Genomic DNA, 20,918 nt, shown 5'->3' with positions numbered 1-20,918 from the left:
TCACTCACAAGACCAGTCTAACGCCTTCAGCAAATCCGCGGCAATTGCTCGCCCGAGAGCCAGTCGACGATCCGCCCGCCGCCGAACGAGGTGGTCATCTGCACGAAGTGATGATCGTCGGCGATCACCTCGCCGATCAGCGCCGCATCGCGTCCGAGCGGATGCGCCCGCATCGCGGCGAGCACGGTCTCGGCCGCCTCGGGCGCGACGATGGCGATCAGCTTGCCTTCGTTGGCGACATAGAGCGGATCGAGCCCGAGCAGTTCGCACGCGGCCGCCACTTCGGGCCGGACCGGCATCACGTCCTCGTCGAGCCGGAACCCGACGCCGGATTGCTGCGCCAGTTCGTTCAGCGTCGCCGCCACCCCGCCGCGGGTCGGGTCGCGCATCACCCGCAGCCCTTGCGGAGCCGCCGCCACCATCGCGGCGACCAGTTCGTGCAGCGCGGCGCTGTCGGACTGGATCGAGGTTTCAAACGCGAGGTTCTGGCGCTGCGACATCACAGCAACGCCGTGGTCGCCGATGAAGCCGGACAGCAGCACCTTGTCGCCCGGCCGCGCCTGGTCGGACGACAGCACCAGATCGCGCGGCGCGATGCCGACACCGGTGGTGGTGATGAACACGCCGTCGGCCTTGCCGCGCTCCACCACCTTGGTGTCGCCGGTGACGATCGGCACCCCGGCAGCGCGCGACGCCGCCGCCATGCTGTCGGCGATCCGCTTCAGATCGGCGAACGCGAAGCCCTCCTCGATGATGAAGCCGGCCGACAGATACAGCGGCTTGGCGCCGGCCATGGCGACGTCGTTGATGGTGCCGTGCACCGCCAGCGAGCCGATGTCGCCGCCGGGAAAGAACAGCGGCGACACTACATAGCCGTCGGTAGTCATCACCATCCGGCCGCTGCCGACTTCGAACGCCGCCTGATCGTTGCCGGCGCGCAGCATCGGATTGTCGAACGCGGCGTGAAAGATCTCGCCGATCAGATGCGCCATCGCCCGGCCACCGGCGCCGTGCGACAGATCCACCCGGCCGTTCTTGAGGTCGAGCTTGCGCCGCCGGATTTCGCTGCTCATGCCACGTTCCTCCGCGCATGGTCGCGGAAGCGGCCATAGGTCCAGTGCGCCGCACAGGCGCCTTCCGACGACACCATGCAGGAGCCCATCGGGGTCTCCGGCGTGCACAGCGTGCCGAACAATTTGCAGTCGGTCGGCCGTTTGATGCCGCGCAGGATGGTGCCGCATTCGCAGGCCGGATTGTCGGCTGCGGAGATCTCCGCCATCGCAAAGCGCTGCTCGGCGTCGAAATCGCGATACGCCGCGCGCAGCCGCAGTCCGCTGAGCGGCACTGCGCCGAAGCCGCGCCACTCGAAGCTGTCGCGTAGCTCGAAGATCGCATTTACTTCGGCCTGGGCGATCGTATTGCCCTCCGGCGTCACCGCGCGGATGTACTGGTTCTCGACCTCGTGACGGCCGTCATTGACCTGCCGGATCAGCATCAGGATCGCCTGCATCACGTCGAGCGGTTCGAAACCGGCCACCACCACCGGCTTTTCGAACTCGCGGGCGAACGGCGCGAACGCATCCGAGCCGATCACCGCGCTGACATGCGCCGGACCGACGAAGCCGTCGAGCTTTGGGCCGGGCTGGCCGTCGAGATCGGGATGTTCAAGGATGCCGCGGATCGCCGGCGGCGTCAGGACATGGTTGCAGAACACCGTGAAGTTGCCGAGCCCCCGCGCCTGCGCCAGTTTGATCGCCAGCGCGGTCGGCGGCGTGGTGGTTTCGAACCCGATGGCGAAGAACACCACCTGGCGCTCCGGCTCGGCCTGCGCGATCGCCAGCGCATCCAGCGTCGAATACACCATGCGGATGTCGGCGCCGGCCGCCTTGGCGCGCAGCAGCGAGGCACTGTGCGAGCCCGGCACCCGCATCAGGTCGCCATAGGTACACAGCGTCACCTCCGGCCGCATCGCAAGCTGGATCGCCATGTCGATGCGGCCGACCGGCAGCACGCAAACCGGGCAGCCGGGGCCGTGTACCATGCGCACGTTCGTCGGCAGCAGGTCTTCGAGGCCGTAGCGCGAGATCGCGTGCGTATGCCCGCCGCAGAACTCCATGAAGTGATAGCTGCGCGCCGGATCGGCCGCCTGCGCAATCGCGGCGGCGATCCTGCGCGCGACGTCGCCGTCACGATATTCGTCGACGTATTTCATTGCGCGGCCTCCGCGAGCTGTCCCATTTCGGCGAGCAGCGCCAGCGTCTGCCTGGCCTCCTCCGGATCGATCCGCGTCAGCGCGAAGCCGACATGGACCACGACGTAGTCGCCGACCGCGACGCCTTCGACCAGCGCGACCGAGATCACCTTGCTGACGCCGTCGAGCGATACCCGCGCCATCTGGTCGGGCAGTAATTCGACGACTTCGGCGGGAATGGCGAGGCACATCAGCGCGTCTCCTGTTCGGCAATAAGTTGGCCGGCGATCCACGCCTGGCCGAGACTGAGTCCGCCGTCGTTCGGCGGCACCTGCCGGGCCAATAATGGCGTCAGCCCGACCGCGCGCAGCCGCGCGGCGAGATCTTCGCTCAGCACCCGATTGAGGAAGCAGCCCCCGCCGAGCGCGATCATGGTGAGTCCGGTCTGCTCTGCGGCCTGCACGGCCCAATCGGCGAGCGCGGCGGCAAGCGTGCCGTGGAACAGCTCGGCGCCGTCCTGCACGTCCGGCCGCCCGGCGAGCTGCGCGAGCAGCGGCGAGAGATCGAGCGTGCCGGCGCCGATCTCCCAGCCGCCGCCCAGCACGCGCGGGCATTTCACCAGCGCTTCGAGCTGCATGGCCGCCTGGCCTTCGTAACCTTGTGTCGTGCAAACCCCGAGCAGGCCGGCGGCGGCATCGAACAGCCGGCCGGCGCTGGTGGTCGTCGCGCAGCCATGGCTCGCGAGCATCGCGGCCAGCGCCGCCGCGCGCGGCTGATCGGCAAAGCGGGCGGCGATCTCCTCGCCCCGCCCCAGCGCCGCCAACGCCGCCGCCGCCATCCGCCACGGCTCGCGCGCAGCCGCATCGCCCCCGGGGAGCGCCAGCGGCGCCAGATGGCCGAGCCGGGTGAAGCGTGCGCCGTCGACGCGCAGCAGCTCGCCGCCCCACGCGCCGCCGTCGCTGCCGGCACCGTGGCCGTCGAGCACGATCCCGAGCAGCGGCGCGGCGACCCCGTGCTCGGCGGCGATCGACGCGACATGGGCGTGGTGATGCTGCACGGCGACCAGCGGCAGACCGAGACCGTCCGCGAAACGCGTCGAGGCGAAATCGGCGTGCAGATCGTGCGCGACCGCGACCGGCGCGGCGCCGACAAGGCGCGTGAGGTGATCAACGGTCTGTTCGAAGTACCTGACGGTGTCGGCGGTCGCCAGGTCGCCGATGTGCTGCGACACGAAGGCTTCGCGGCCGCGCGTCAGCGTGATCGTGGTCTTCAAGTAAGCGCCGACCGCCAGCACAGGCGGCACCGCGTGCGGCAGGGCGACCGGCTGCGGCGCGCAGCCGCGCGCCCGGCGCACGAAGGAGGGCGCGCCGTCGATGATCGCCGCAACGCTGTCGTCGGCGCGCACCACGATGGCGCGGTCATGCCCGACGATCAGATCGGCGACGCCGGCGAGCTGGCGTTCGGCATCGTCGATCACGATCGGATCGCCGCCGGCATTGGCGCTGGTCGCGACCAGTACCAGATCGACCGGCGCGCGCTGCCAGGCGCGGCCGGCGGGCGAGCCGGCGGCAGCGTGGAAGATCAGGTGATGCAGCGGCGTGTAAGGCAGCATCACGCCGAGCGCCCCGAGCCCCGGCGCCACCGACGGCGCCAGCGCGCCGCGATGCCGCATCAGCACGATCGGCCGCGCGACCGACTTCAGAAGCGTCCGCTCGGCTTCGCTCGCGATCACGATACCATCCAGCGACGCCTCGGAGGCGACCATCACTGCGAACGGCTTGGCGTCGCGGCCCTTGCGGCGGCGCAGCTCGGCGACAGCGGTCTCGTTGGTCGCATCGCACAGCAGATGATAGCCGCCGAGGCTCTTGAGCGCGACGATGCCGCCGGCGCGCAGCCGCGCGACGATCTCGGCGATCGGCTGATCGAGCCGCGGCCCGCAAGCCGGGCAGGCGACCGGCTCGGCATGGAAGCGACGATTGGCCGGATCGCGATAGTCGCGCGCGCAATCGGCGCACAGCGCGAAGCCTGCCATCGAGGTGTTGGCACGGTCGTAAGGCAGGCGCTGCGTCAGCGTGTAGCGCGGGCCGCAATGGGTGCAGTTGACGAACGGATAGAGGTGAAAGCGGCTGGCGGGATCGAACAGATCATCGAGACACGCCTCGCAGGTCGCCGCATCGGGGCCGATCCGCGTCGTCACCGCGCCGCTGCGGGTTTCGGCGATGTCGAAATCGCGCTCGCCGCGGGCGCGCAGGGCTTCTGTCTCGATCGCGTCGACCCGCGCCAGCGGCGGCGCCTCGCGGCGCAGCGCCGCGATGAACTCCGAAAGCGCCGCACCTTCGACCTCGATCAGCACGCCCTCGGCATCATTGGCGACGAAGCCGCCGAGCCGATAGCGCTGCGCCAGGTGATACACGAAGGGGCGGAAGCCGACGCCCTGCACCGCGCCGCGCACGCGCACACGCGCGCGAGCGGCATCGGGCAACAGGGCGACGGCGGGCTGCATCGCGCTACTCGGCCGCGGTCGCGGCAGCGCGGGCGGCAGCGGCGCGCTTGGCGATCCAGGCATAGAACGCCGGCATCCCCTCGCCGGTCTTGGCCGACACCGTCAGCACCTCGATCTTCGGATTGACCCGGCGGGCGTATTCGATCGTCGCCGCAAGATCGAAATCGAGATGCGGCAGCAGGTCGATCTTGTTCAGCAGCAGCAGATCGGACGCGGCGAACATATGCGGGTATTTGAGCGGCTTGTCCTCGCCCTCGGTGATCGACAACACCGCCACCTTGTGGGCCTCGCCGAGATCGAACGCGGCGGGACAGACCAGATTGCCGACGTTCTCGATGAACAGCAGGCCATCCTGCGTCGGCGGCAACTGCTCGAGCGCGTGGCCGACCATGTGGGCGTCGAGGTGACAGCCCTTGCCGGTGTTGATCTGGATCGCCGGTGCGCCGGTGGCGCGGATCCGCTCGGCGTCGTTGGCGGTCTGCTGATCGCCTTCAATCACCGCAATCGGATGTTGATCCTTCAGATCGGTGATGGCCTTCACCAGCAGTGTGGTCTTGCCGGAGCCCGGACTAGAGACGAAGTTCAGCGCGAAGGTGCCGGCAACCGCAAAGCGGGCGCGGTTCTCGGCCGCATAGCCGTCGTTCTTGGAGAGAATATCGCGCTCGATCTGCACCACGCGTGCTTGCGTCAGGCCGGGGACGTGCACGCCGGCGATGCCGCCGCCGAAGTCGATGCTGCCCGACGCGGCCGGGTGCGTATGGTCATGATCATGATGATGATCGTGGTGGTGATGCGCATGGCTGTGGTCATGGTCATGACCGTGATCATGATCGTGATGATGGTGATGCTCATGATCGTGGCCGTGGGAATGATCGTGGCCGTGACCGTGCGAGTGATCATGGTCGTGATGGTGGGCGTGGCCTTGTGCCTGCCCGGGGGCCACGCTGGCGTCTCCGCATCCGCAAACCGTGCACATCAATCGACCTCCAATTCCTTGATCCGCAACTCGTCACCCGCCGTGACCTGCAATTGATAGCCGCCGCAGTTCGGACACGGCTCGGCCCGCTGCGTCAGCGGCACCGTCTTGGCGCAGCTCATGCACCAGGCTTCGCCCGGCACGGTGATCACCTCGAACCGCGCCTCGGCGGCGATCCCGGCATGCGCGACCGCGGAAAAGCAGAACCGCATCGCCTCCGGCTCGACATGGCTGAGCGTCCCGATCTCGACCCAGACGGTCCGCACCCGCGCAAAATTCTGCGCGCGCGCCTCGCGCTCGATGATCTCGATCAGCCCTTCGCACAGCGACATTTCATGCATCGGCGGCCTCACGCAACGTAACGTCGTAGCCGACGCAAGGATCGAAGGCCGCGACCAGCGACACGACGCGTTGCCGGTCGGCCTCGGTGACGTGCAGCGGCGCGCCGATCAGCGCGCGGGCGAGCGGCCCCTGCGGATGGAAGTTCCATTCGGTCGGGGCGAGAATCTCGTAGCGCGCGATGCGGCCGTCGGAATCCAGCGCGATCAGATGATGCAGCCGCCCGCGCGCGCATTCGACCGCGCCGAGCCCGACGCCGTCGCCGAGCCGCGTCGCCTGCACGATGGCAGCGACATCGGCGTCGCCACTGCGCAGCGCATGCAGAAGCCGCGGCGTTTCGCGCGCTTCGATCAGGCGTGCGAGCAACCGACCCGTAAGGCCGGTGCCGACAGAGCGGATCAGCGGATGATCCGCGAGCCGCGCCAGCGCGCCGGTCTCGGGCACGCGGCCGGCAAGATCGGGCCGCGCCGCGAACGAGGCGCCGTGCTGCAGGAGCTGCTCTCCGACGACGCAGTCATCGTCGGCAGTGAGCGGATCGATCGCGATCGCGGCGAAGTCGGGCTCCGGAGCTGGAGTCGCGGGCGCTCGGCTTTGGGGAGACGCCCCCTCACCCCGGCCTTCTCCCCGCGCGCGGGGAGAAGGAGCGCGGGCGCTGTGCCGAGGGGCGAGCGGCGAGCCGGAGGCGAGCCAGATTCCGTAGGCGTCGGCATCCTCGAAATTGTGCTCGGACAGCCCTAGCGCGTCGAGGCCGTGCGCGAGGGCGTCGATCGCCTCCGCATCCAGCGCGCTGCGGCCGTCGAACCGGCGGGCGGCGGCGATCAGCTCACGAAGCTGCGGCGCGAAGGTCGGCGGCCGATCGCCGGCGAACGTGGTGATGGAGCCGCGCAGCAGTTCGATCAACCGTTCGGCCAGCACGGCGCCGGCCTGCGCCGCCATCCGCTCCGGCGGCACGGTCTCGCCGCGCGCGGCGGCGAGCGCGCAGCTTGCGGCGGCGCGTTGCGCCGAGGCGCACAGTGCGAACAGCCGCGGCACCAGCGCCACGACCCCGTCGGCCGGCTTGCTTAACGCCAATCGGCCGACGCCGACCGGACGGCGCGCGCTGATCTCGAGCCGCGCGACGCGCCCCTGCGCCAGCTCGGCGCTGACGGCAATGCGATCCTCGCGCGGTAGGGCGTTCATGGCCGCCGCTCCGTCAGGGCGCCGCGCAGAAAGCGGCGACGGTCGAGCGCCGGGGCCGGCTGCGGGACCGCGGCGGCTTCGGGCGCGGCATCGACAGCGAAATCCGGATCGAGCACCGCCGCTAGCGCCGCCAGCGCGGTGCTCTCCGCGATCTGCTGATCGGCGAAGCCGAACATCGGCGACGCCAGGGAACAGCTCTCGATCACGCCGAACCCGTCGAGCACGCCGACGGTAAAATCCATCACCCCGGCCGGCATCGCCCGCGCCACCGTCGCGCCGGGGCTCGCTTCGGCGCCGCGATCCGCAGGCACCCGCACCAGATTCATGAACCACGGCGTCACCACCACGCCGAGCGCGGAATCGCCGAGCGCGCGGAAGCCGATCGCCGCGACCGCGAGCGCCGGATTGTAGATCGGCAGATCCCGCATCGCGCGATCGGCGATGCGATACACCGCGGCGAGCGCGTCGCCAGTGGCGCGCGCCTCGGTATCGCGATCCGGGCCGGGCTCAGCGGTCATCGTCCACCTTGAGGAATTTGCTCGGCGGCGCGTCGCAGGTCGGGCAACACCAATCGTCCGGCAGCGCGGCGAACGGCGTGCCGGGCTCGGCGCGGCCGCGGCTGTCGCCCTCGGCCGGGTCGTACACCGTCCAGCACACGCCGCATTCCATCCGCGCCTGCGAGTCGGCGTCGACCCGCCCGAGATTCTCGAACTTGGTCATGCGAAATACGCCTCGATGATGTCGCCGATCCGCTCCGCCGAATCCTGAAAATCCTCGTCGGCGGCGCGCACCGCCGTCGGCACGTCGCCGACCTCGATGGTGTCGAGGATCGGCGTGTCCATCGCGTTGAGATATTGCACCGACCAGACGTGACGGGCGCCGGTCGCCAGCACGCGGCAACTGCCGTAGCCGCGCGAATACAGTTGGATCGGCCCGCTGCCGAGCATCGCGACCAGATGCTCCATATCGGCGGGATTCATCGGCAGCAGCGTGAAGTTGATGATGTGCGAGGGCTCCCCGGCGCGGTGCGCCGCCATGCGCTCGCTGATTTCGGCGAGCACCGGCATCACGTTCATCGCGCCCGCGGGCGGCTCGGTGATGGCGATCTCGGCTGCCGGGAAATCCAGCGCGGCGCGCGCGGCGATCTCGGGGACCGCACCGATCTCCAGATAGTCGTAGGCACGCTGGCCGGCATCGCCCTCGATCCGCACCCGCCACAGCCCGGCGAACACCGATTCCTGGATCTGCGCGACGCGGCGATCCGGCAGCGCAACGATGCCAGAGACTTCGCCCTCGCCGAGCACATCGGCGAGTAGTTTGCGCTCGGCCTCGTCGAGCCCATCGATCCGCACCCGCGCCGGCGGCGCATCGGCACGCTGCACAGCGAGTGCATGACGGAGCTGGGCAAGGAGATCGGCGAGCCGCGGGCACTGCTCCAGCAGCTCGGCGCCGCTGCGGGTGGCGAGCGCCGCGATCGTGCCGGCCCCGGTCAGGCCGCGCCGTTCGCCGCCATCATGGCCGACCGGCAGCACGAGCATTTCGATGTCGTCGCCACCCTCGACGCTGGTGTATCCCACTCTCATGCCGAAGGCTCCTGCGCGAGGATGCGAGCATCGGCGTCCAGCAGCACATTGATGCGCGCCAGATAAACCGACCAGTCCTGGATCTTGGAGATGGCACCGAGGCTGCGGCCCGGTCGCGCCAGCGCGATACCCGGACACACCTTCACGCCGAACCGCGGCATCAAGGCCTCCTCATCGCCGGCAGCGATCTCGGCGCCGACCAGCCGGCCGGCAAACGCGGTGATCAGTTCCGGCAGCACCACCGCGATATCGCTGGCTTCGGGAAACCGCGCGGTGTCGCCGCGAAAGAACAGCACGGTGATTTGGCCCGATGCGGCGGCGATGAAATCGTCGACCGTCGCCTGATCGACGATCGGCAACGCGTTCTTGCGCACGGCAGCGTGCGCGAGCGAAGCGCCCATGTTTCCTCCCAGTCCCGATGTCTCTCATCGGTCGTGACTTGCTTGACCGGATATTCAGCAAGCCATGTGCCAATCGATCTCACCAAGCAACAGAGCCGATTTTACCGTCAAACCGGGCGATTTCAGACCAATCCGGCGGAGTGACCGAGCCAGATGAAAACATGATTTTCGGAAACTGGATATTTAATTTCCGCCACCCATCGGCGCCGCGCGCGGCCGAAAGTTTGGCCGGGCCCCCATTTGGCAGCCCCTTGAAACGTCGATGCCCGCGACGAGCGCGGGCATGACCGGGGATCAAAGCTGGACCGCGGATCTCAGTGCCGTTCGGTCCGCAGATGCGGCGGCAGTTCGGGTTCGCGATCGATCAGGTCGGCGAACAGATGTTCGAACGGACGTCCTTCGATCGCCGCGGCGAGACCGTCGAGCGCATCATCGATCTGCTGTGCCTCGTCCGGATCGAGCTTCCTGATCGCGCTGTCGATGAACACCAGCAGCCGGTCGCCGATCGCGACCTCGCCGATCAGCGCGGTCGAGACAAGGCGCTGCTCGGCGCGCCGCTCGCACAGCGCGGACGCGCCGTCGGTACTGATCACGGTCATCGGGACGCCGACACACATCGCGAAGAGGCCCCGGCGTTACAGTGGCAGCGCCAGGGCGACCCCGGCGAGCGCAATCGCGCCGCCGGCCAGCCTGAACGTCGGCAGGCGCGAACGCAATCCGCCGAGCGCGAGACCTGCGCCGTGCAGCAGCGCAGTGGCGGCGACGAAGCCGAGGCCATAGGCGAGCGGCGAAGCCAGCGCCGGCATCTCGGCGCCGTGCGCGGCCCCGTGGAAAACGCCGAACAGCGCCACCACGGCGGCGGCCGCGCCCGTCGGCACCCGCACCGCCAGCGCCACCAGCACGCCGAGCGCGATCACCGACAGCGCGATCATTGGCTCGACCGCCGGCAGCGCGAGGCCGCTGGCGCCGCCGATCGCACCGAGCGTCATCAGCGCGATGAAACTTCCGGGCACCAGCCAGCGCGCCCGGCCGCCGAGCGACGCTGCCCACAGGCCGACCGCGACCATCGCCAGCAGATGATCGAGACCGAGAAACGGATGCGCGAATCCGGCCGCCGCGCCCTCGGCGGTCATCAGGTGAACGCCGGTATGCGCCTCGGCGAGGCCGGGCACACACACGGCAAGGCTCGCGAGCGCAGCGGCGCGGATCAATCGGGTCATGACGTTTCCTCCCTCATCCCTGGACTGTGGTCGTCGCCGGATCGGCGCGCCGTTCGTAGCTGTCGTGATCGATGTCGTGGCCGAGCAGGCCGTGCGCCGGATCGAGCGGGACCGCGCGCGGCGCGACCGCGACGCCCCATTCGCCGAGAATGTCGCACGCCAGTGCCAGAGCATCGGCGATCCGTGCCTTCACCGGCGGCGTCAGCGCGCCGCCCCAATCTTCGAGATCCTGCGGCTGGCAGCCGATCAGCGTCAGCCGCTGCGGTGCCGCGCCGAGCAGATCGGCGGCGCTCAGGACCTCCTGGAAGCCGGTCTGGTGCAGACTCATCTTCTTGGCGCCGGTGAATTTCGGCACCTCGTCGCCGTCGATCCGCTTCAGCGTGCCGGGCGGCAGGCCGTAGTCGATCGCGTCGAACACCAACAGATGATCGTGCTCCTGCAGGAAGTTCACCAGATACAGCCCCTGGGTGCCGCCATCGAGCACCGTGACATTGTCCGGCACCTCAAACGCGCGATGAAACGCCTCCACGGCACGCACGCCGAACCCCTCGTCGGCCCACAGGATGTTGCCGATGCCGAGGACGAGGATGCGGGGGAATGACGAAGTGTTCTGCGAAACGACGGACATATCCCTCATCACCTCCAATTGCGACGACACCGCACGACAGACCTCCGACAGGTCGCCCTGTCCTCTCCGTCATGCCCGCGCTCGTCGCGGGCATCCACGTCTTGACGACTTCGCCGCTGGACAGACGTGGATGGCCGGGACAAGCCCGGCCATGACGGGGAGAGGCCAACTTCCATCCCACTCAATCCGGCAGGTCGTCGCGGAACAGGCGCTCGCCGGAGACCATCGACGAAATCATGCTCTGGCGGCTGAGGATGTCTTCGCGCACCGCGGCGTAGATGTGGATGATGACGAACACCACGATCGCCCACATTCCGAGATGATGCAGGGTGTGCAGCGTCTGGCTGGTGAAGATCGAGAACATGAAACCGAACAGCCTGTATTGCCAGCTGTCGATGCCCTGCCCCTCCGAATACAGCGCCATGCCGCTGACCATCATCAGCACCAGGAACACCATGAAAGAGAACATCGCCATGTGCGCCAGCGGATTATGGCCGATGTACTTCTTCGGGTCCTTGACCAGGAACGCGTACCATTTGAACTCGTACAGCATCCCCCACCACCAGGTCTTGTTGGTGATTGGCAGCAAGAACAGCTGACGGGAATATTTGTTGCCGACCAACGCCCAGTAGACTCGCATCAGGAAGAACACGATCAAGAGCTGCCCGGCGGCGAAATGCACGAACCGGATATAGCCCATCTGGAAGTTGGCCGACGCCTCGCCCGGCACCGAGGGCGGCGGCGTGCCGATGAAGTAACCGGTGACGCACAGCGCCAGGATCAACAGCGCATTGACCCAGTGCCACAGCCGTACCGGCGCCTCGTAGACATAGACGGTCTGGAGCGAGCGCGCGCGTTCGCCGGCCGAATCGAGCGCGCCTTGGACCCGAGCAATCTCCGTGGTCATCGTCGGTTCCTCCGGCTGGCGCTCAGCGCACGGTGACCTTGCTCATCTCGCGGCCGTCCTCGCTCATCACATGGGTCGAGCAGGCCAGGCACGGATCGAACGAATGCAGCGTCCGCAGGATCTCCAGCGGCTGGTTCGGATCGGCCATCGGAGTGTCGAGCAGCGACGCCTCGAACGCGCCGATGCCACCCTTGGGATCGCGCGGGCTGCCGTTCCAGGTGGTCGGCACCACCGCCTGATAGTTGTCGATCTTGCCGTCCTTGATCTTGACCCAGTGGCCGAGCGCGCCGCGCGGCGCCTCGGTGAAGCCGACGCCCTTGACGTCCTTGGCCCAGGTCTCCGGCTTCCATTTGTCGACATTGGCGGTCGAGCTGTCGCCGGCCTTCAGCGTGGCGATCAGCTTGTCCTGGAAGTAGCGGAGCTGGTGCGCGGCCCATTGCGCCTCCAGCGCGCGCGCCGCGGTGCGGCCGAGCGTCGAGAACAAAGCGGTCACTGGCAGGCCGAGATCGGTCAGGAGCTTCTCGGTCGGCTCCTTGAACTCCGCCTTGTTCTGCGCGTAGCCGATGATGTAGCGCGCCAGCGGCCCGACCTCGACGGCGTTGCCCTTCCAGCGCGGCGACTTGATCCAGGAGTATTTCGCCTCCTCGTCGAGCGCCTCGATCCGAGTCTTGGTGCCTTTCGATTTCGGGCCGAGCTCGTAATGCGGCACGGTGACGCCGTCCCACGGGTGCAGGCCCTTGGTCTCGTCCGGATATTTGTACCAGGAGTGGGTGACGAACTCCTGCACCTGATTGGGATCGGCGAGATCGATCGGCAGCACTTCTTTGAGATTGCCGTTCAGGATCACGCCGCGCGGCAGCTTCAACGATGCGTCCGAGTAGTCGTTGGCGTGTTCGGGGATGTCGCCGTAGCTCATCACCGATTTGCCCGACAGCCCGCCGCCGAAGGTCCAGTCCTTGTAGAACGAGGCGATCGCCTGCACGTCCGGCAGATAGACCTGATCGACGAAGGTGACCATCTGGTCGATGATCGAGGAGACCAGATTGAGCCGCTCCATGTTGATGGCGCCGACAGCACCGGTGCCGTCGATGTTGATGGCGCACGGCACGCCGCCGACCAGCCAGTTCGGATGCGGGTTCTTGCCGCCGTAGATGGTGTGGATCTTGACGATTTCCTTCTGGAAATCGAGCGCCTCGAGATAATGCGCCACCGCCATCAGATTGGCTTCCGGCGGCAGCTTGTAGGCCGGGTGGCCCCAATAGCCGTTCTTGAACGGGCCGAGCTGGCCCGACTCGACGAATTTCTTCAGCCGGGTCTGCAGATCCTTGAAGTAGCCGGGGCTCGACAGCGGCCACGACGAAATGCTCTGCGCCAGCGTCGAGGTCGCCTTCGGATCGGCCGACAGCGCCGACACGATATCGACCCAGTCGAGCGCGTGCAGATGATAGAAATGCACGACGTGATCGTGCACCTGCAGCGTGAGCTGCATGATGTTGCGGATGGTGTTGGCGTTCTCGGGGATCTTGATGTCGAGCGCGTTCTCCACCGCGCGCACCGAGGTGAGCGCGTGGGTGCCGGTGCAGACGCCGCAGATCCGTTCGGTGAACGCCCAGGCGTCGCGCGGATCGCGGTTCTTCAGGATCACCTCGATGCCGCGCCACATCGTGCCGGTCGACACCGCGTTGCGGATCACGTTGTTGCTGTCGACATTGACCTCGACGCGCATGTGGCCCTCGATCCGGGTCACCGGATCGACCACGACGCGGCGGCCGGCATTGTCGAGCTTGAAGCCGTTGGGAGTGGTGACGTTGGTCATGATGCTGCTGATCCCGACTTAGGCCGACGCGCCGTTCGAATTGCCGTTGGATTTGCCGTTGCCGTTACCGTTCGGCACTTCCTTGTGGCGCGACAGGTTGCGCATGGTGGTCACCGCGGCATGAGCCGCGATCGCGGCGCCGACCACGCCGGCCGCCGTCGCGCCGATCTTGTCGGCGTTGGCTTCGATGCCGAACTGATTGATGGTGGTGAGCCGGTCGTAGAACGAGCCTTGATCCCAGAAGCCGTCTTCCGAACAGCCGATGCAGCCGTGGCCGGACTGGATCGGGAACGACACCCCGCCGTTCCAGCGCACCGTCGAACAGGCGTTGTAGGTGGTCGGGCCCTTGCAGCCCATCTTGTACAGGCAATAGCCCTTGCGCGCCGCGTCGTCGTCCCATTCCTCGACGAACTGACCGGCATCGAAATGCGGCCGGCGGTAGCATTTGTCGTGGATGCGCTGCGAGTAGAACATCTTCGGCCGCCCCTGGCGGTCGAGCTCCGGCAGCCGGCCGAAGGTGGTGACGAACGTGACCACGCCGGTCATCACTTCGGCGATCGGCGGACACCCCGGCACCTTGATGATCGGCTTGTTCTTGATCACCTTGTCGATCGGGGTGGCCTGGGTCGGGTTCGGCTTGGCGGCCTGCACGCAGCCCCACGAGGCGCAGGCGCCCCAGGCGATCACCGCCATCGAGTCCTCGGCCATCTCTTTCAGCTTCTCGACGAACGGGCGGCCGCCGTCGATGCAGAACATGCCGTCTTCATTGAGCGGCGGATTGCCTTCGACCGCGAGGATGTACTGGCCTTTGTACTTCTGGCGGGTCTCCTGCAGGATCGCATCGGCCTGATGGCCGGCAGCCGCCATGATGGTGTCGTCGTAATCGAGCGAGATCATCGACAGCACCGCATCCTTCACCAGCGGATGGGCCGAGCGGATGAAGCTCTCCGAGCAGCAGGTGCATTCCAGCCCGTGCATCCAGATCACCGGAATGCGCGGCTTGGTTTCCAGGGCGTTGGCGATCTGGCTGGAGCCGATCGGGCCGAGTCCGAGGCTGGTCGCCGTCAGGCTGCAGAACTTGATGAAGCTTCGGCGGGTGATGCCCTGCCGCCTGATAACCTCGTAAAAGGTTTCGGTCGCTGCGCCCATGATGGCTCCTTGGTGTCCTCGCCGCGTGCGAAGTCTGTGTCGGCTTCGCTGTTCGAGAGGTGTTCGCAAGAACCATGCCAGCGCTGCTCAGCCGTCCAGCTCAGCGCGCAAGTGTTTGAAAGCGCCGGTAAAGATACCAAGCTCACGCGACGCGCGATCCCCGCGCGCGGGCACCGCAGGTGATAAGCCGGTTGCGATGCTGACAAGCGCGTGACCGCAGGCGATGCGCGCGATCGGCCTTAGTGTGCGGTGCACACCATGCACGGATCGAACGAGCGCACGACGTGCTGCACCGCGACCGACTTGGCGCCTTCGTCGCCGACCTCGGTGCCCGCGAGCGCCTGTTCGAGCGGACCGGCGACACCGCCCTGATCGCGCGGCGAGAAATTCCAAGTGGTCGGCGCGACGATCTGATAGCGGCGGATCTTGTCCCCCGACAGATCGATCCAATGGCCGAGGCTGCCGCGCGCGGCTTCGATCAGGCCGACGCCGGCGCCTTCGCCGCGCCGCTCGGCGCGCTGCAGAAACGGCGCGCGCAGATCGAGCCGGCGCGCCCAGCCCTGCATCGCGCACACGATCTTCGCCGTCTCGAGCAGCCGCGCGATCACCCGGTTGGTGACGTTCGGGCCGGTGCGCGCGACGAGATCGCGGATCAACGCATCGCCATGGACCGCCTGCCGCGCCAGCGCGCCGACCTCGACCGGCCCGCCCGCATAGCGCGGCGCCTTGCACCAGCTATAGCCCGCCGGCTTGTCGGCATCCGGCTCGGTGTCGGCCTCCGCAGGCCGTAGCGCGGTGTCGCGCATCCAGGCATGGGCGACGTCTTCGGAGATCGCCTCCGGATCAAGCGCCGCGACGCGCGCCTCCACCGGATCGAACACGCCGCGCGCGAACAACGACGCCGCTTCCTCGTGATAGGCGCCGTAGCTCATCAGCGGCAGCGCGATGCGGCCGAGCCGGTCCAGCGCCAGATCATCGGCGACACCGAGGAAACGGGCGAAATCGCCGCCGCGACCCTCGCGCCAACTGTCCAGCGCCGCGGCGCTGTCGAGTGCCAGCACATTGTCGAGATTGTCGGCGAACACGTCGCGCTCGAGAAAGTCGCGGACGTCGCCGATGATCGACAGCAGTTGCACCCGCTCGCCGAGATCGATCGCGCGTGTGGTGCCGCCCGGCTGGAACGCCAGCGAGTGCGGCCATTTTCCGGCGAGCAGCCCCATGATCTGCAGCAGCCGCGCCCGCGCCGGCAGCATCGCCTGCGCGGCGCTGCCGCGCACCGCCTTGAACCGGCCTGCGATCTCGCCGTGCCAGGGCCGCGCCGCGTAAGCGTCGCGGGCGAAGTCGGGCATGAAGAACAGATAGAAGTGGGTCAGATGATCGGCGATGTTTTCGGCGGCGTGGCACAGATTGGCCGACAGCACGCCGTTCTCCGCCGCGCGAATGCCCTCGGCGGCGCGCAGCGCCGCCACCGCGGCGAGCGACTGCGACACCGAGCAGATGCCGCAGATCCGCGGCGCCAGCGTCAGCGCGTCCAGGGTGGGACGGCCACGCAAAATCTGCTCGAAGCCGCGATACATCGGCGCGGTGACTTCCGCCGAACTCACCACGCCGTCATCGATGTCGAGCCGGACTTCGAGATCGCCCTCGACGCGGTTGAACGGCCCGACCGTGACGCGCCGCGTCATTTGCGGCGCCCGCCGTCGGTGCGCGGCGGCACGATGACGTGGTCGGAGGTGGCGTTGGCGCGCACCCGCTTCGGCGTCGCCGATTTCGACAGCGCCGCCAGCGCCACGAACCACGCCTTCGGCATGTCGAGCGGCAGCCCGACCGGAATCCCGCCGAGCTTGGCGGTCTCCAGAAAGTTCTGCGCGCTTTCGAAGCCGGGCGAGGTGCAGGCGATGCAGGCCATGCCGCCGCTGGTGCAGGAGCCGTTGCCGTTCCAGCCGCGCTGGTTGCAGTCGCCGACCGCCTGGGTCGCCTTGCAGCCGAGATGCTCCATCATGCAGCCCTGCTGCGACAGCTCTTCGGCGCTGGCCTTGAACTCGTAGTACTCGTTGCGGGCGCAGCCGTGATGGGCGAGGTGATCGGCGTAGAACCGCGGCCGGCCGAAATCGTCGAGCGCGGCGCCGTCGACCCCGCCGAGCGCCAGCGCCGCCAGCGTCTCCGAGATCCACCCCGGATGCGGCGCGCAGCCGGCAATGTTGATCACCGGCAGGCCGGCGCGCGACCGGAACGCGGCGCCGAGCGCGCCGCCGGCCTCGGCGCCCGCATATTGCAGGCCGCTGGCGTCGGTCGGGTTGGTCCCGGCCATCGGCACGCCGCCGAACGCGGCGCAACTGCCGGCGGCGACCACATAATCGGCGCGCGGCGCCAGCGTCGTCACCCAATGCAGCATCGAGCGGCCGGTGCCGCCGAGCATGTTGAACCGGCCGGTGCCATTGGGCCCGCGCAGCACCGAGCCTTCGAGCACCAATGCGTCGAGCCGCTGGGTGCCGGCCACGATCCGATCGAAGATCTCGACCACTTCGTCCGCGGTGGCCTCGCTCAGCGACGGATGCCACAGCAGATCGATGCCGAACCGGGCGAGCTCGGCGAACCAGCCGGAGGTGCCGTTGTCGAGCGCCGCCATCGTGCACCCGCCGCAACTCCCGCCCTGCAGCCACAGCACATTGAACGGCTGCATGCCCGAAGCCTCCCGCTGAACGTCCCCGACCCGTTTCCCGAATTAAGCCAACTTCGACCACGCCGGCAAGCGAGGCCCGGACGAACCGTTCCGCCGGGGCGTGAGGGAAGCGATGGACGCGGGACGAAAGAGAAGCGCCAATTCCGTGGTCCGACGGGAGCTTCAGCCATGGACCAAAACGATATGTTTACGGATCATTTTGAGCAAGATGATCTGTAAACAGATCTTTCTTGCTTTTCCGCGATGATCTGTTTAAGGAACATTCAGGCTCAAATTGATCCGCAAACAGATCATGACATCAACTCCGTCGCCAATGCTCAAGGAGTTGGGCGAGCGCCTTCGCAGCGCCCGGCTGGCCGCCGGCCTGTCGCAGGAGGAAGTCGCCGCCCGGGCCGGTATCAGCCGCCCGCGCTATCGCGACATCGAGACCGGTGCCGCTGCCGCCCGCGCCACCAGCCTCGTCAACATCGCCCGCGCCCTCGGCCTCGAGATGATGCTGATCCCGCAAGCGATGGTACCCGCCGTGCAATCGATGCTGCTGCCCGGCGACGACGATGACGATCGCCCCGCCTTCACCTCCGACATCGAGGACGAGGCATCGCCATGAAGCGCGCCGCCCTCGCCACCGAACGGATTCAGTCGCTCGACATCTGGTTGAACGACCTTCTCGTCGGCACCCTTGTCCGCACGCCGGGCGATTACCACGCGTTCAACCTTTCGGCGGCGTATCGCAGCATGAACGATCCGCCGGTCCTCAGCCTATCGCTGCGCTCGGCGGACGGCGGCCTTCGGCGGGACGCCAAACCGGTGCGCGGAGCGCTACCACCGTTCTTTGCAAATCTGCTCCCCGAAGAGAAGCTACGCGAGGCGATGGAACGGCACCACGCAACGTCCGTGAGGCCGGGAAACGACTTCGACCTTCTGGCCGCGCTCGGCGGCGACCTGCCGGGAGCGGTGCGCGCGCTGCCAAGCGACGACACTCCTTTAGCGGCCAACCCAGAGCTTGCGGGAGCGAACAAAGCGCGCTTCTCGCTCGCCGGCGTTCAGATGAAGCTCTCGGTGATGAAGAACACCGGAAAGGGCGGGGGGATCACGCTCGCGGTCGGTGACGCGCAAGGGCAATACATCGCGAAGTTTCCCTCGCTCACACACATTGGATTTTCCGAAAACGAGTTTGCGATCCTGGCGCTGGCCGATGCGCTCGGGATGGCCGTGCCGGCGCGCGAACTCGTCGAGAAGACCGAGTTCGCCGGCATCCCGGAAGAGTTCAACACCATGTCTACCGGGAAGGTCCTGCTCGTCCGCCGCTTCGACCGCGGCACTGACGGCACACGCGTGCATATGGAAGACTTCGCGCAGGTGTTCGGCCGCTATCCGTCGGAGAAATACATAGGCGCCGCTTATCACAATATCGCTGCGGCGCTGAGCAGCGGCGTCTCGCTGGATTCCGCGATGGAATTCGTTCGCCGCCTCGCATTGATCGCGATCACCGGCAACGGCGACATGCACCTGAAGAATTGGTCTCTACTCTATCCCGGAGACGGCCAGACGCCCGAGCTGTCACCGCTATACGACGTACTTTCGACCATCCCCTATCTGCCGAAAGACGCGCTGGCGCTCAGTCTCGCCGGCGAAAAAGCGTTCAAGGCGCTAACACCGGACCGCTGGCGCAATTTCGCAAACCGCAGCCGCCTCCCGGAAGGAGCCGTGCTCACAGCCGTGGCCGAAACCGCAGCCGCCGCGCACGACAAATGGTCGACCCTGCCGGAACGCGACGTTGTCCCAACACCGATCCTCGCGCGGATCGATGCGCACATCGATGAGATGGCGTCCATACTGAATCCGTAGATTCCGCTGCCGTCACGAGATCGATGGCGGCTTGCCTATCATGCGGCTTCGCTGTCTCGCGTGTCGGATCACGCATAACGTCCAAAACAGAGCATATCGAGTTTGTCTTCAGACCGTGGTGGGGAGCGGATCGGTTCCCTCGCTCAGGATGGCAAGATACCGCCTATAACTAAATACGCGACCTCGTTTGCGCCCAGTGATTTCCTCGACGATGCCGGCTCGCTCCAGATCGGCGAGTGAGGCATTGACCGTGGGGGCGGAGAGACCGGTCTTCTGAACGAGCTGGTTGGCCGTCAGGTAGGGGTTTTGCTGAAACAGATCATGGATACGCAGCGCGGAGCCGGCCCGATCACTCTCCGCCGCAATCCGCTCGCGGTCCTCCTTGAAGAGATCGACGATGCGGGTAGCAGCATCGAACGCCTGATTGGCCGTGTCCGCAACGCCAGTGAGGAAGAAGTCCAGCCACGCTTCCCAGGCCCCGTGCTCGCGCACCTCCTGGAGCAGACGATAATATTCGGCACGATGCGATTTCAGATAGAGGCTCAAGTACAGCAGCGGCTTACGCAGCACGTCATTGACGCACAGGTACAAGGTAACCAGCAGGCGGCCGATCCTGCCATTGCCATCGAGGAATGGGTGGATGGTCTCAAACTGGACGTGCAGCAGCCCGGCCTTGATGAGGGCGGGCAGACGCGATCCTTCTTCGTGCATGAAGCGCTCGAGTGCATCGAGACAGCCGTCCATCTCGGTTGGCGGCGGTGGCACGAAAAGCGCGTTGCCCGGGCGCGTACCACCGATCCAGTTCTGCGACCGCCGGAATTCGCCTGGATTCTTCGTGCCGCCACGCCCGCTCTGCAACAGTCGCGCGTGCATCTCACGGATCAGGCGCAACGAGAGCGGCAATTCCTCCAGCCGTTCCAGCCCATACATCATGGCATCGACGTAGTTCGAGACTTCACGGACGTCGTCGATCGGCTGGCCCGCCTGCGCCTCGGTCTCGAATCGGAGCAGATCCGATAGGGTCGATTGCGTCCCCTCGATCTGGGACGAAAGGACCGCTTCCTTCCTCACATACATATAGAGGAACAGCTCCTGCCGCGGCAGCAGCATTGTGATACCGTCCAACCGCCCGAGAGCACGCTCCGCCAGACCCAGTTTTTCCAGCAGGGCCAGCACGTCGATCGCCGGCTCTGGCGGCAATGAGGGCGGCACGAAGGCTCGCACGATTTCGCCGGCAACGGGCGTCTCGACAAGGCGGCCCAGCCGAGGATTGGGGGCTGATTCTGACATGCCCCATTATGCGGCCGGATCGTTATTTAAACAATTGCCGCTTGGCTTAAATAAGGAATGAGCTAAGGTAAGCTCCCTTAAATAGCGGAGCGACGCTCACTGACCGGTAAAAGATCGCGTAGCTCTCAAACAGACCTCCACCCTCGGCGGGTCAACAGGCAAAAATCTCTGAAAAGACGAGAGGTGACGAAGGCTTTTACCGCCA

The 20,918-nt window shown here is 67.0% G+C and carries 22 protein-coding genes; 2 read left to right on the top strand and 20 right to left on the bottom strand.

All coding sequences use genetic code 11. The features are described 5' to 3' along the window. Positions 1-26: 26 nt before the first annotated feature. From hypE to M9H71_RS02850, 19 genes are all read right to left on the bottom strand, one after another. Positions 27-1,073 (bottom strand): hydrogenase expression/formation protein HypE, encoded by a 1,047-nt coding sequence (hypE, locus tag M9H71_RS02940; protein WP_455403606.1) that lies wholly within the window; start codon positions 1,071-1,073, stop codon positions 27-29. Then, the gene (hypD, locus tag M9H71_RS02935; protein WP_455403605.1) at positions 1,070-2,212 is read right to left on the bottom strand and encodes a hydrogenase formation protein HypD; all 1,143 of its coding nucleotides are present in this window, start codon (positions 2,210-2,212) and stop codon (positions 1,070-1,072) included. The genes hypE and hypD overlap by 4 nt, the downstream gene beginning before the upstream one ends. Then, positions 2,209-2,442 (bottom strand): HypC/HybG/HupF family hydrogenase formation chaperone, encoded by a 234-nt coding sequence (locus tag M9H71_RS02930; RefSeq protein ID WP_164605162.1) that lies wholly within the window; start codon positions 2,440-2,442, stop codon positions 2,209-2,211. The genes hypD and M9H71_RS02930 overlap by 4 nt, the downstream gene beginning before the upstream one ends. Beyond that, a complete protein-coding gene (hypF, locus tag M9H71_RS02925; RefSeq protein WP_455403604.1) occupies positions 2,442-4,694 on the bottom strand; it encodes a carbamoyltransferase HypF in 2,253 nt (750 codons plus the stop codon). The genes M9H71_RS02930 and hypF overlap by 1 nt, the downstream gene beginning before the upstream one ends. A 4-nt stretch (positions 4,695-4,698) precedes the next feature. Beyond that, positions 4,699-5,670, bottom strand: coding sequence for a hydrogenase nickel incorporation protein HypB (gene hypB, locus M9H71_RS02920; protein WP_455403603.1), 972 nt, complete (start codon positions 5,668-5,670; stop codon positions 4,699-4,701). Further along, a complete protein-coding gene (gene hypA / locus M9H71_RS02915; protein ID WP_455403602.1) occupies positions 5,670-6,011 on the bottom strand; it encodes a hydrogenase maturation nickel metallochaperone HypA in 342 nt (113 codons plus the stop codon). Before hypA ends, hypB begins: the two co-directional genes overlap by 1 nt. After that, positions 6,004-7,188, bottom strand: a complete 1,185-nt coding sequence (locus tag M9H71_RS02910) for a nickel-dependent hydrogenase large subunit (protein WP_455403601.1) — start codon at positions 7,186-7,188, stop codon at positions 6,004-6,006. The genes hypA and M9H71_RS02910 overlap by 8 nt, the downstream gene beginning before the upstream one ends. Next, the gene (hybE, locus tag M9H71_RS02905; protein ID WP_455403600.1) at positions 7,185-7,706 is read right to left on the bottom strand and encodes a [NiFe]-hydrogenase assembly chaperone HybE; all 522 of its coding nucleotides are present in this window, start codon (positions 7,704-7,706) and stop codon (positions 7,185-7,187) included. Before hybE ends, M9H71_RS02910 begins: the two co-directional genes overlap by 4 nt. Beyond that, entirely contained in the window at positions 7,696-7,908 is a 213-nt protein-coding gene (locus M9H71_RS02900) for a rubredoxin (protein WP_455403599.1), read from the bottom strand. Before M9H71_RS02900 ends, hybE begins: the two co-directional genes overlap by 11 nt. Continuing rightward, on the bottom strand, positions 7,905-8,771 hold the full coding sequence (locus M9H71_RS02895) for a hydrogenase expression/formation C-terminal domain-containing protein (protein ID WP_455403598.1): 867 nt from the start codon (positions 8,769-8,771) through the stop codon (positions 7,905-7,907). The genes M9H71_RS02900 and M9H71_RS02895 overlap by 4 nt, the downstream gene beginning before the upstream one ends. Beyond that, on the bottom strand, positions 8,768-9,172 hold the full coding sequence (locus tag M9H71_RS02890) for a hydrogenase accessory protein (RefSeq protein WP_455403597.1): 405 nt from the start codon (positions 9,170-9,172) through the stop codon (positions 8,768-8,770). The genes M9H71_RS02895 and M9H71_RS02890 overlap by 4 nt, the downstream gene beginning before the upstream one ends. A gap of 314 nt (positions 9,173-9,486) precedes the next feature. Further along, positions 9,487-9,789 (bottom strand): HypC/HybG/HupF family hydrogenase formation chaperone, encoded by a 303-nt coding sequence (locus M9H71_RS02885; RefSeq protein ID WP_415218247.1) that lies wholly within the window; start codon positions 9,787-9,789, stop codon positions 9,487-9,489. A gap of 18 nt (positions 9,790-9,807) precedes the next feature. Then, positions 9,808-10,392: a HupE/UreJ family protein gene (locus M9H71_RS02880; protein ID WP_455403596.1), complete on the bottom strand. Its 585-nt coding sequence runs from the start codon at positions 10,390-10,392 to the stop codon at positions 9,808-9,810. A 13-nt stretch (positions 10,393-10,405) separates the two neighbouring features. Further along, positions 10,406-11,020, bottom strand: a complete 615-nt coding sequence (locus M9H71_RS02875) for a HyaD/HybD family hydrogenase maturation endopeptidase (protein ID WP_455403595.1) — start codon at positions 11,018-11,020, stop codon at positions 10,406-10,408. A gap of 181 nt (positions 11,021-11,201) precedes the next feature. After that, entirely contained in the window at positions 11,202-11,927 is a 726-nt protein-coding gene (gene cybH, locus M9H71_RS02870) for a Ni/Fe-hydrogenase, b-type cytochrome subunit (protein WP_415218244.1), read from the bottom strand. A 22-nt stretch (positions 11,928-11,949) separates the two neighbouring features. Further along, positions 11,950-13,743, bottom strand: coding sequence for a nickel-dependent hydrogenase large subunit (locus M9H71_RS02865; RefSeq protein WP_455403594.1), 1,794 nt, complete (start codon positions 13,741-13,743; stop codon positions 11,950-11,952). Between the two features lie 18 nt (positions 13,744-13,761). Continuing rightward, a complete protein-coding gene (locus tag M9H71_RS02860; protein WP_455403593.1) occupies positions 13,762-14,892 on the bottom strand; it encodes a hydrogenase small subunit in 1,131 nt (376 codons plus the stop codon). Between the two features lie 239 nt (positions 14,893-15,131). Further along, positions 15,132-16,577 carry a nickel-dependent hydrogenase large subunit gene (locus M9H71_RS02855; RefSeq protein ID WP_455403592.1) on the bottom strand — a complete coding sequence of 482 codons (1,446 nt, stop codon included), beginning with the start codon at positions 16,575-16,577 and terminating at the stop codon, positions 15,132-15,134. Continuing rightward, a complete protein-coding gene (locus M9H71_RS02850; RefSeq protein WP_230759686.1) occupies positions 16,574-17,575 on the bottom strand; it encodes an NADH-quinone oxidoreductase subunit B family protein in 1,002 nt (333 codons plus the stop codon). The genes M9H71_RS02855 and M9H71_RS02850 overlap by 4 nt, the downstream gene beginning before the upstream one ends. A gap of 292 nt (positions 17,576-17,867) precedes the next feature. Here M9H71_RS02850 and M9H71_RS02845 point away from each other — a divergent pair, with 292 nt between their 5' ends. Continuing rightward, positions 17,868-18,182: a helix-turn-helix domain-containing protein gene (locus M9H71_RS02845; RefSeq protein WP_455403591.1), complete on the top strand. Its 315-nt coding sequence runs from the start codon at positions 17,868-17,870 to the stop codon at positions 18,180-18,182. Further along, the gene (locus M9H71_RS02840; RefSeq protein ID WP_455403590.1) at positions 18,179-19,423 is read left to right on the top strand and encodes a type II toxin-antitoxin system HipA family toxin; all 1,245 of its coding nucleotides are present in this window, start codon (positions 18,179-18,181) and stop codon (positions 19,421-19,423) included. Before M9H71_RS02845 ends, M9H71_RS02840 begins: the two co-directional genes overlap by 4 nt. A gap of 108 nt (positions 19,424-19,531) precedes the next feature. Here M9H71_RS02840 and M9H71_RS02835 read toward each other — a convergent pair whose 3' ends face one another. Continuing rightward, positions 19,532-20,713, bottom strand: a complete 1,182-nt coding sequence (locus M9H71_RS02835; RefSeq protein ID WP_455403589.1) for a Fic family protein — start codon at positions 20,711-20,713, stop codon at positions 19,532-19,534. Positions 20,714-20,918: the final 205 nt, after the last annotated feature.

The sequence above is a fragment of the Rhodopseudomonas parapalustris genome (assembly GCF_053772255.1).
The sequence above is the reverse complement of the archived record's forward strand: the minus strand, read 5'-3'. Positions and strand labels throughout refer to the sequence as shown.

Bases quoted from the DNA above. Each gene is read 5' to 3' on its own strand.
- hypE (WP_455403606.1), bottom strand. From the start codon at position 1,073: ATGAGCAGCGAAATCCGGCGGCGCAAGCTCGACCTCAAGAACGGCCGG.
- hypD (WP_455403605.1), bottom strand. From the start codon at position 2,212: ATGAAATACGTCGACGAATATCGTGACGGCGACGTCGCGCGCAGGATC.
- M9H71_RS02930 (WP_164605162.1), bottom strand. From the start codon at position 2,442: ATGTGCCTCGCCATTCCCGCCGAAGTCGTCGAATTACTGCCCGACCAG.
- hypF (WP_455403604.1), bottom strand. From the start codon at position 4,694: ATGCAGCCCGCCGTCGCCCTGTTGCCCGATGCCGCTCGCGCGCGTGTG.
- hypB (WP_455403603.1), bottom strand. From the start codon at position 5,670: ATGTGCACGGTTTGCGGATGCGGAGACGCCAGCGTGGCCCCCGGGCAG.
- hypA (WP_455403602.1), bottom strand. From the start codon at position 6,011: ATGCATGAAATGTCGCTGTGCGAAGGGCTGATCGAGATCATCGAGCGC.
- M9H71_RS02910 (WP_455403601.1), bottom strand. From the start codon at position 7,188: ATGAACGCCCTACCGCGCGAGGATCGCATTGCCGTCAGCGCCGAGCTG.
- hybE (WP_455403600.1), bottom strand. From the start codon at position 7,706: ATGACCGCTGAGCCCGGCCCGGATCGCGATACCGAGGCGCGCGCCACT.
- M9H71_RS02900 (WP_455403599.1), bottom strand. From the start codon at position 7,908: ATGACCAAGTTCGAGAATCTCGGGCGGGTCGACGCCGACTCGCAGGCG.
- M9H71_RS02895 (WP_455403598.1), bottom strand. From the start codon at position 8,771: ATGAGAGTGGGATACACCAGCGTCGAGGGTGGCGACGACATCGAAATG.
- M9H71_RS02890 (WP_455403597.1), bottom strand. From the start codon at position 9,172: ATGGGCGCTTCGCTCGCGCACGCTGCCGTGCGCAAGAACGCGTTGCCG.
- M9H71_RS02885 (WP_415218247.1), bottom strand. From the start codon at position 9,789: ATGTGTGTCGGCGTCCCGATGACCGTGATCAGTACCGACGGCGCGTCC.
- M9H71_RS02880 (WP_455403596.1), bottom strand. From the start codon at position 10,392: ATGACCCGATTGATCCGCGCCGCTGCGCTCGCGAGCCTTGCCGTGTGT.
- M9H71_RS02875 (WP_455403595.1), bottom strand. From the start codon at position 11,020: ATGTCCGTCGTTTCGCAGAACACTTCGTCATTCCCCCGCATCCTCGTC.
- cybH (WP_415218244.1), bottom strand. From the start codon at position 11,927: ATGACCACGGAGATTGCTCGGGTCCAAGGCGCGCTCGATTCGGCCGGC.
- M9H71_RS02865 (WP_455403594.1), bottom strand. From the start codon at position 13,743: ATGACCAACGTCACCACTCCCAACGGCTTCAAGCTCGACAATGCCGGC.
- M9H71_RS02860 (WP_455403593.1), bottom strand. From the start codon at position 14,892: ATGGGCGCAGCGACCGAAACCTTTTACGAGGTTATCAGGCGGCAGGGC.
- M9H71_RS02855 (WP_455403592.1), bottom strand. From the start codon at position 16,577: ATGACGCGGCGCGTCACGGTCGGGCCGTTCAACCGCGTCGAGGGCGAT.
- M9H71_RS02850 (WP_230759686.1), bottom strand. From the start codon at position 17,575: ATGCAGCCGTTCAATGTGCTGTGGCTGCAGGGCGGGAGTTGCGGCGGG.
- M9H71_RS02845 (WP_455403591.1), top strand. From the start codon at position 17,868: ATGACATCAACTCCGTCGCCAATGCTCAAGGAGTTGGGCGAGCGCCTT.
- M9H71_RS02840 (WP_455403590.1), top strand. From the start codon at position 18,179: ATGAAGCGCGCCGCCCTCGCCACCGAACGGATTCAGTCGCTCGACATC.
- M9H71_RS02835 (WP_455403589.1), bottom strand. From the start codon at position 20,713: ATGTCAGAATCAGCCCCCAATCCTCGGCTGGGCCGCCTTGTCGAGACG.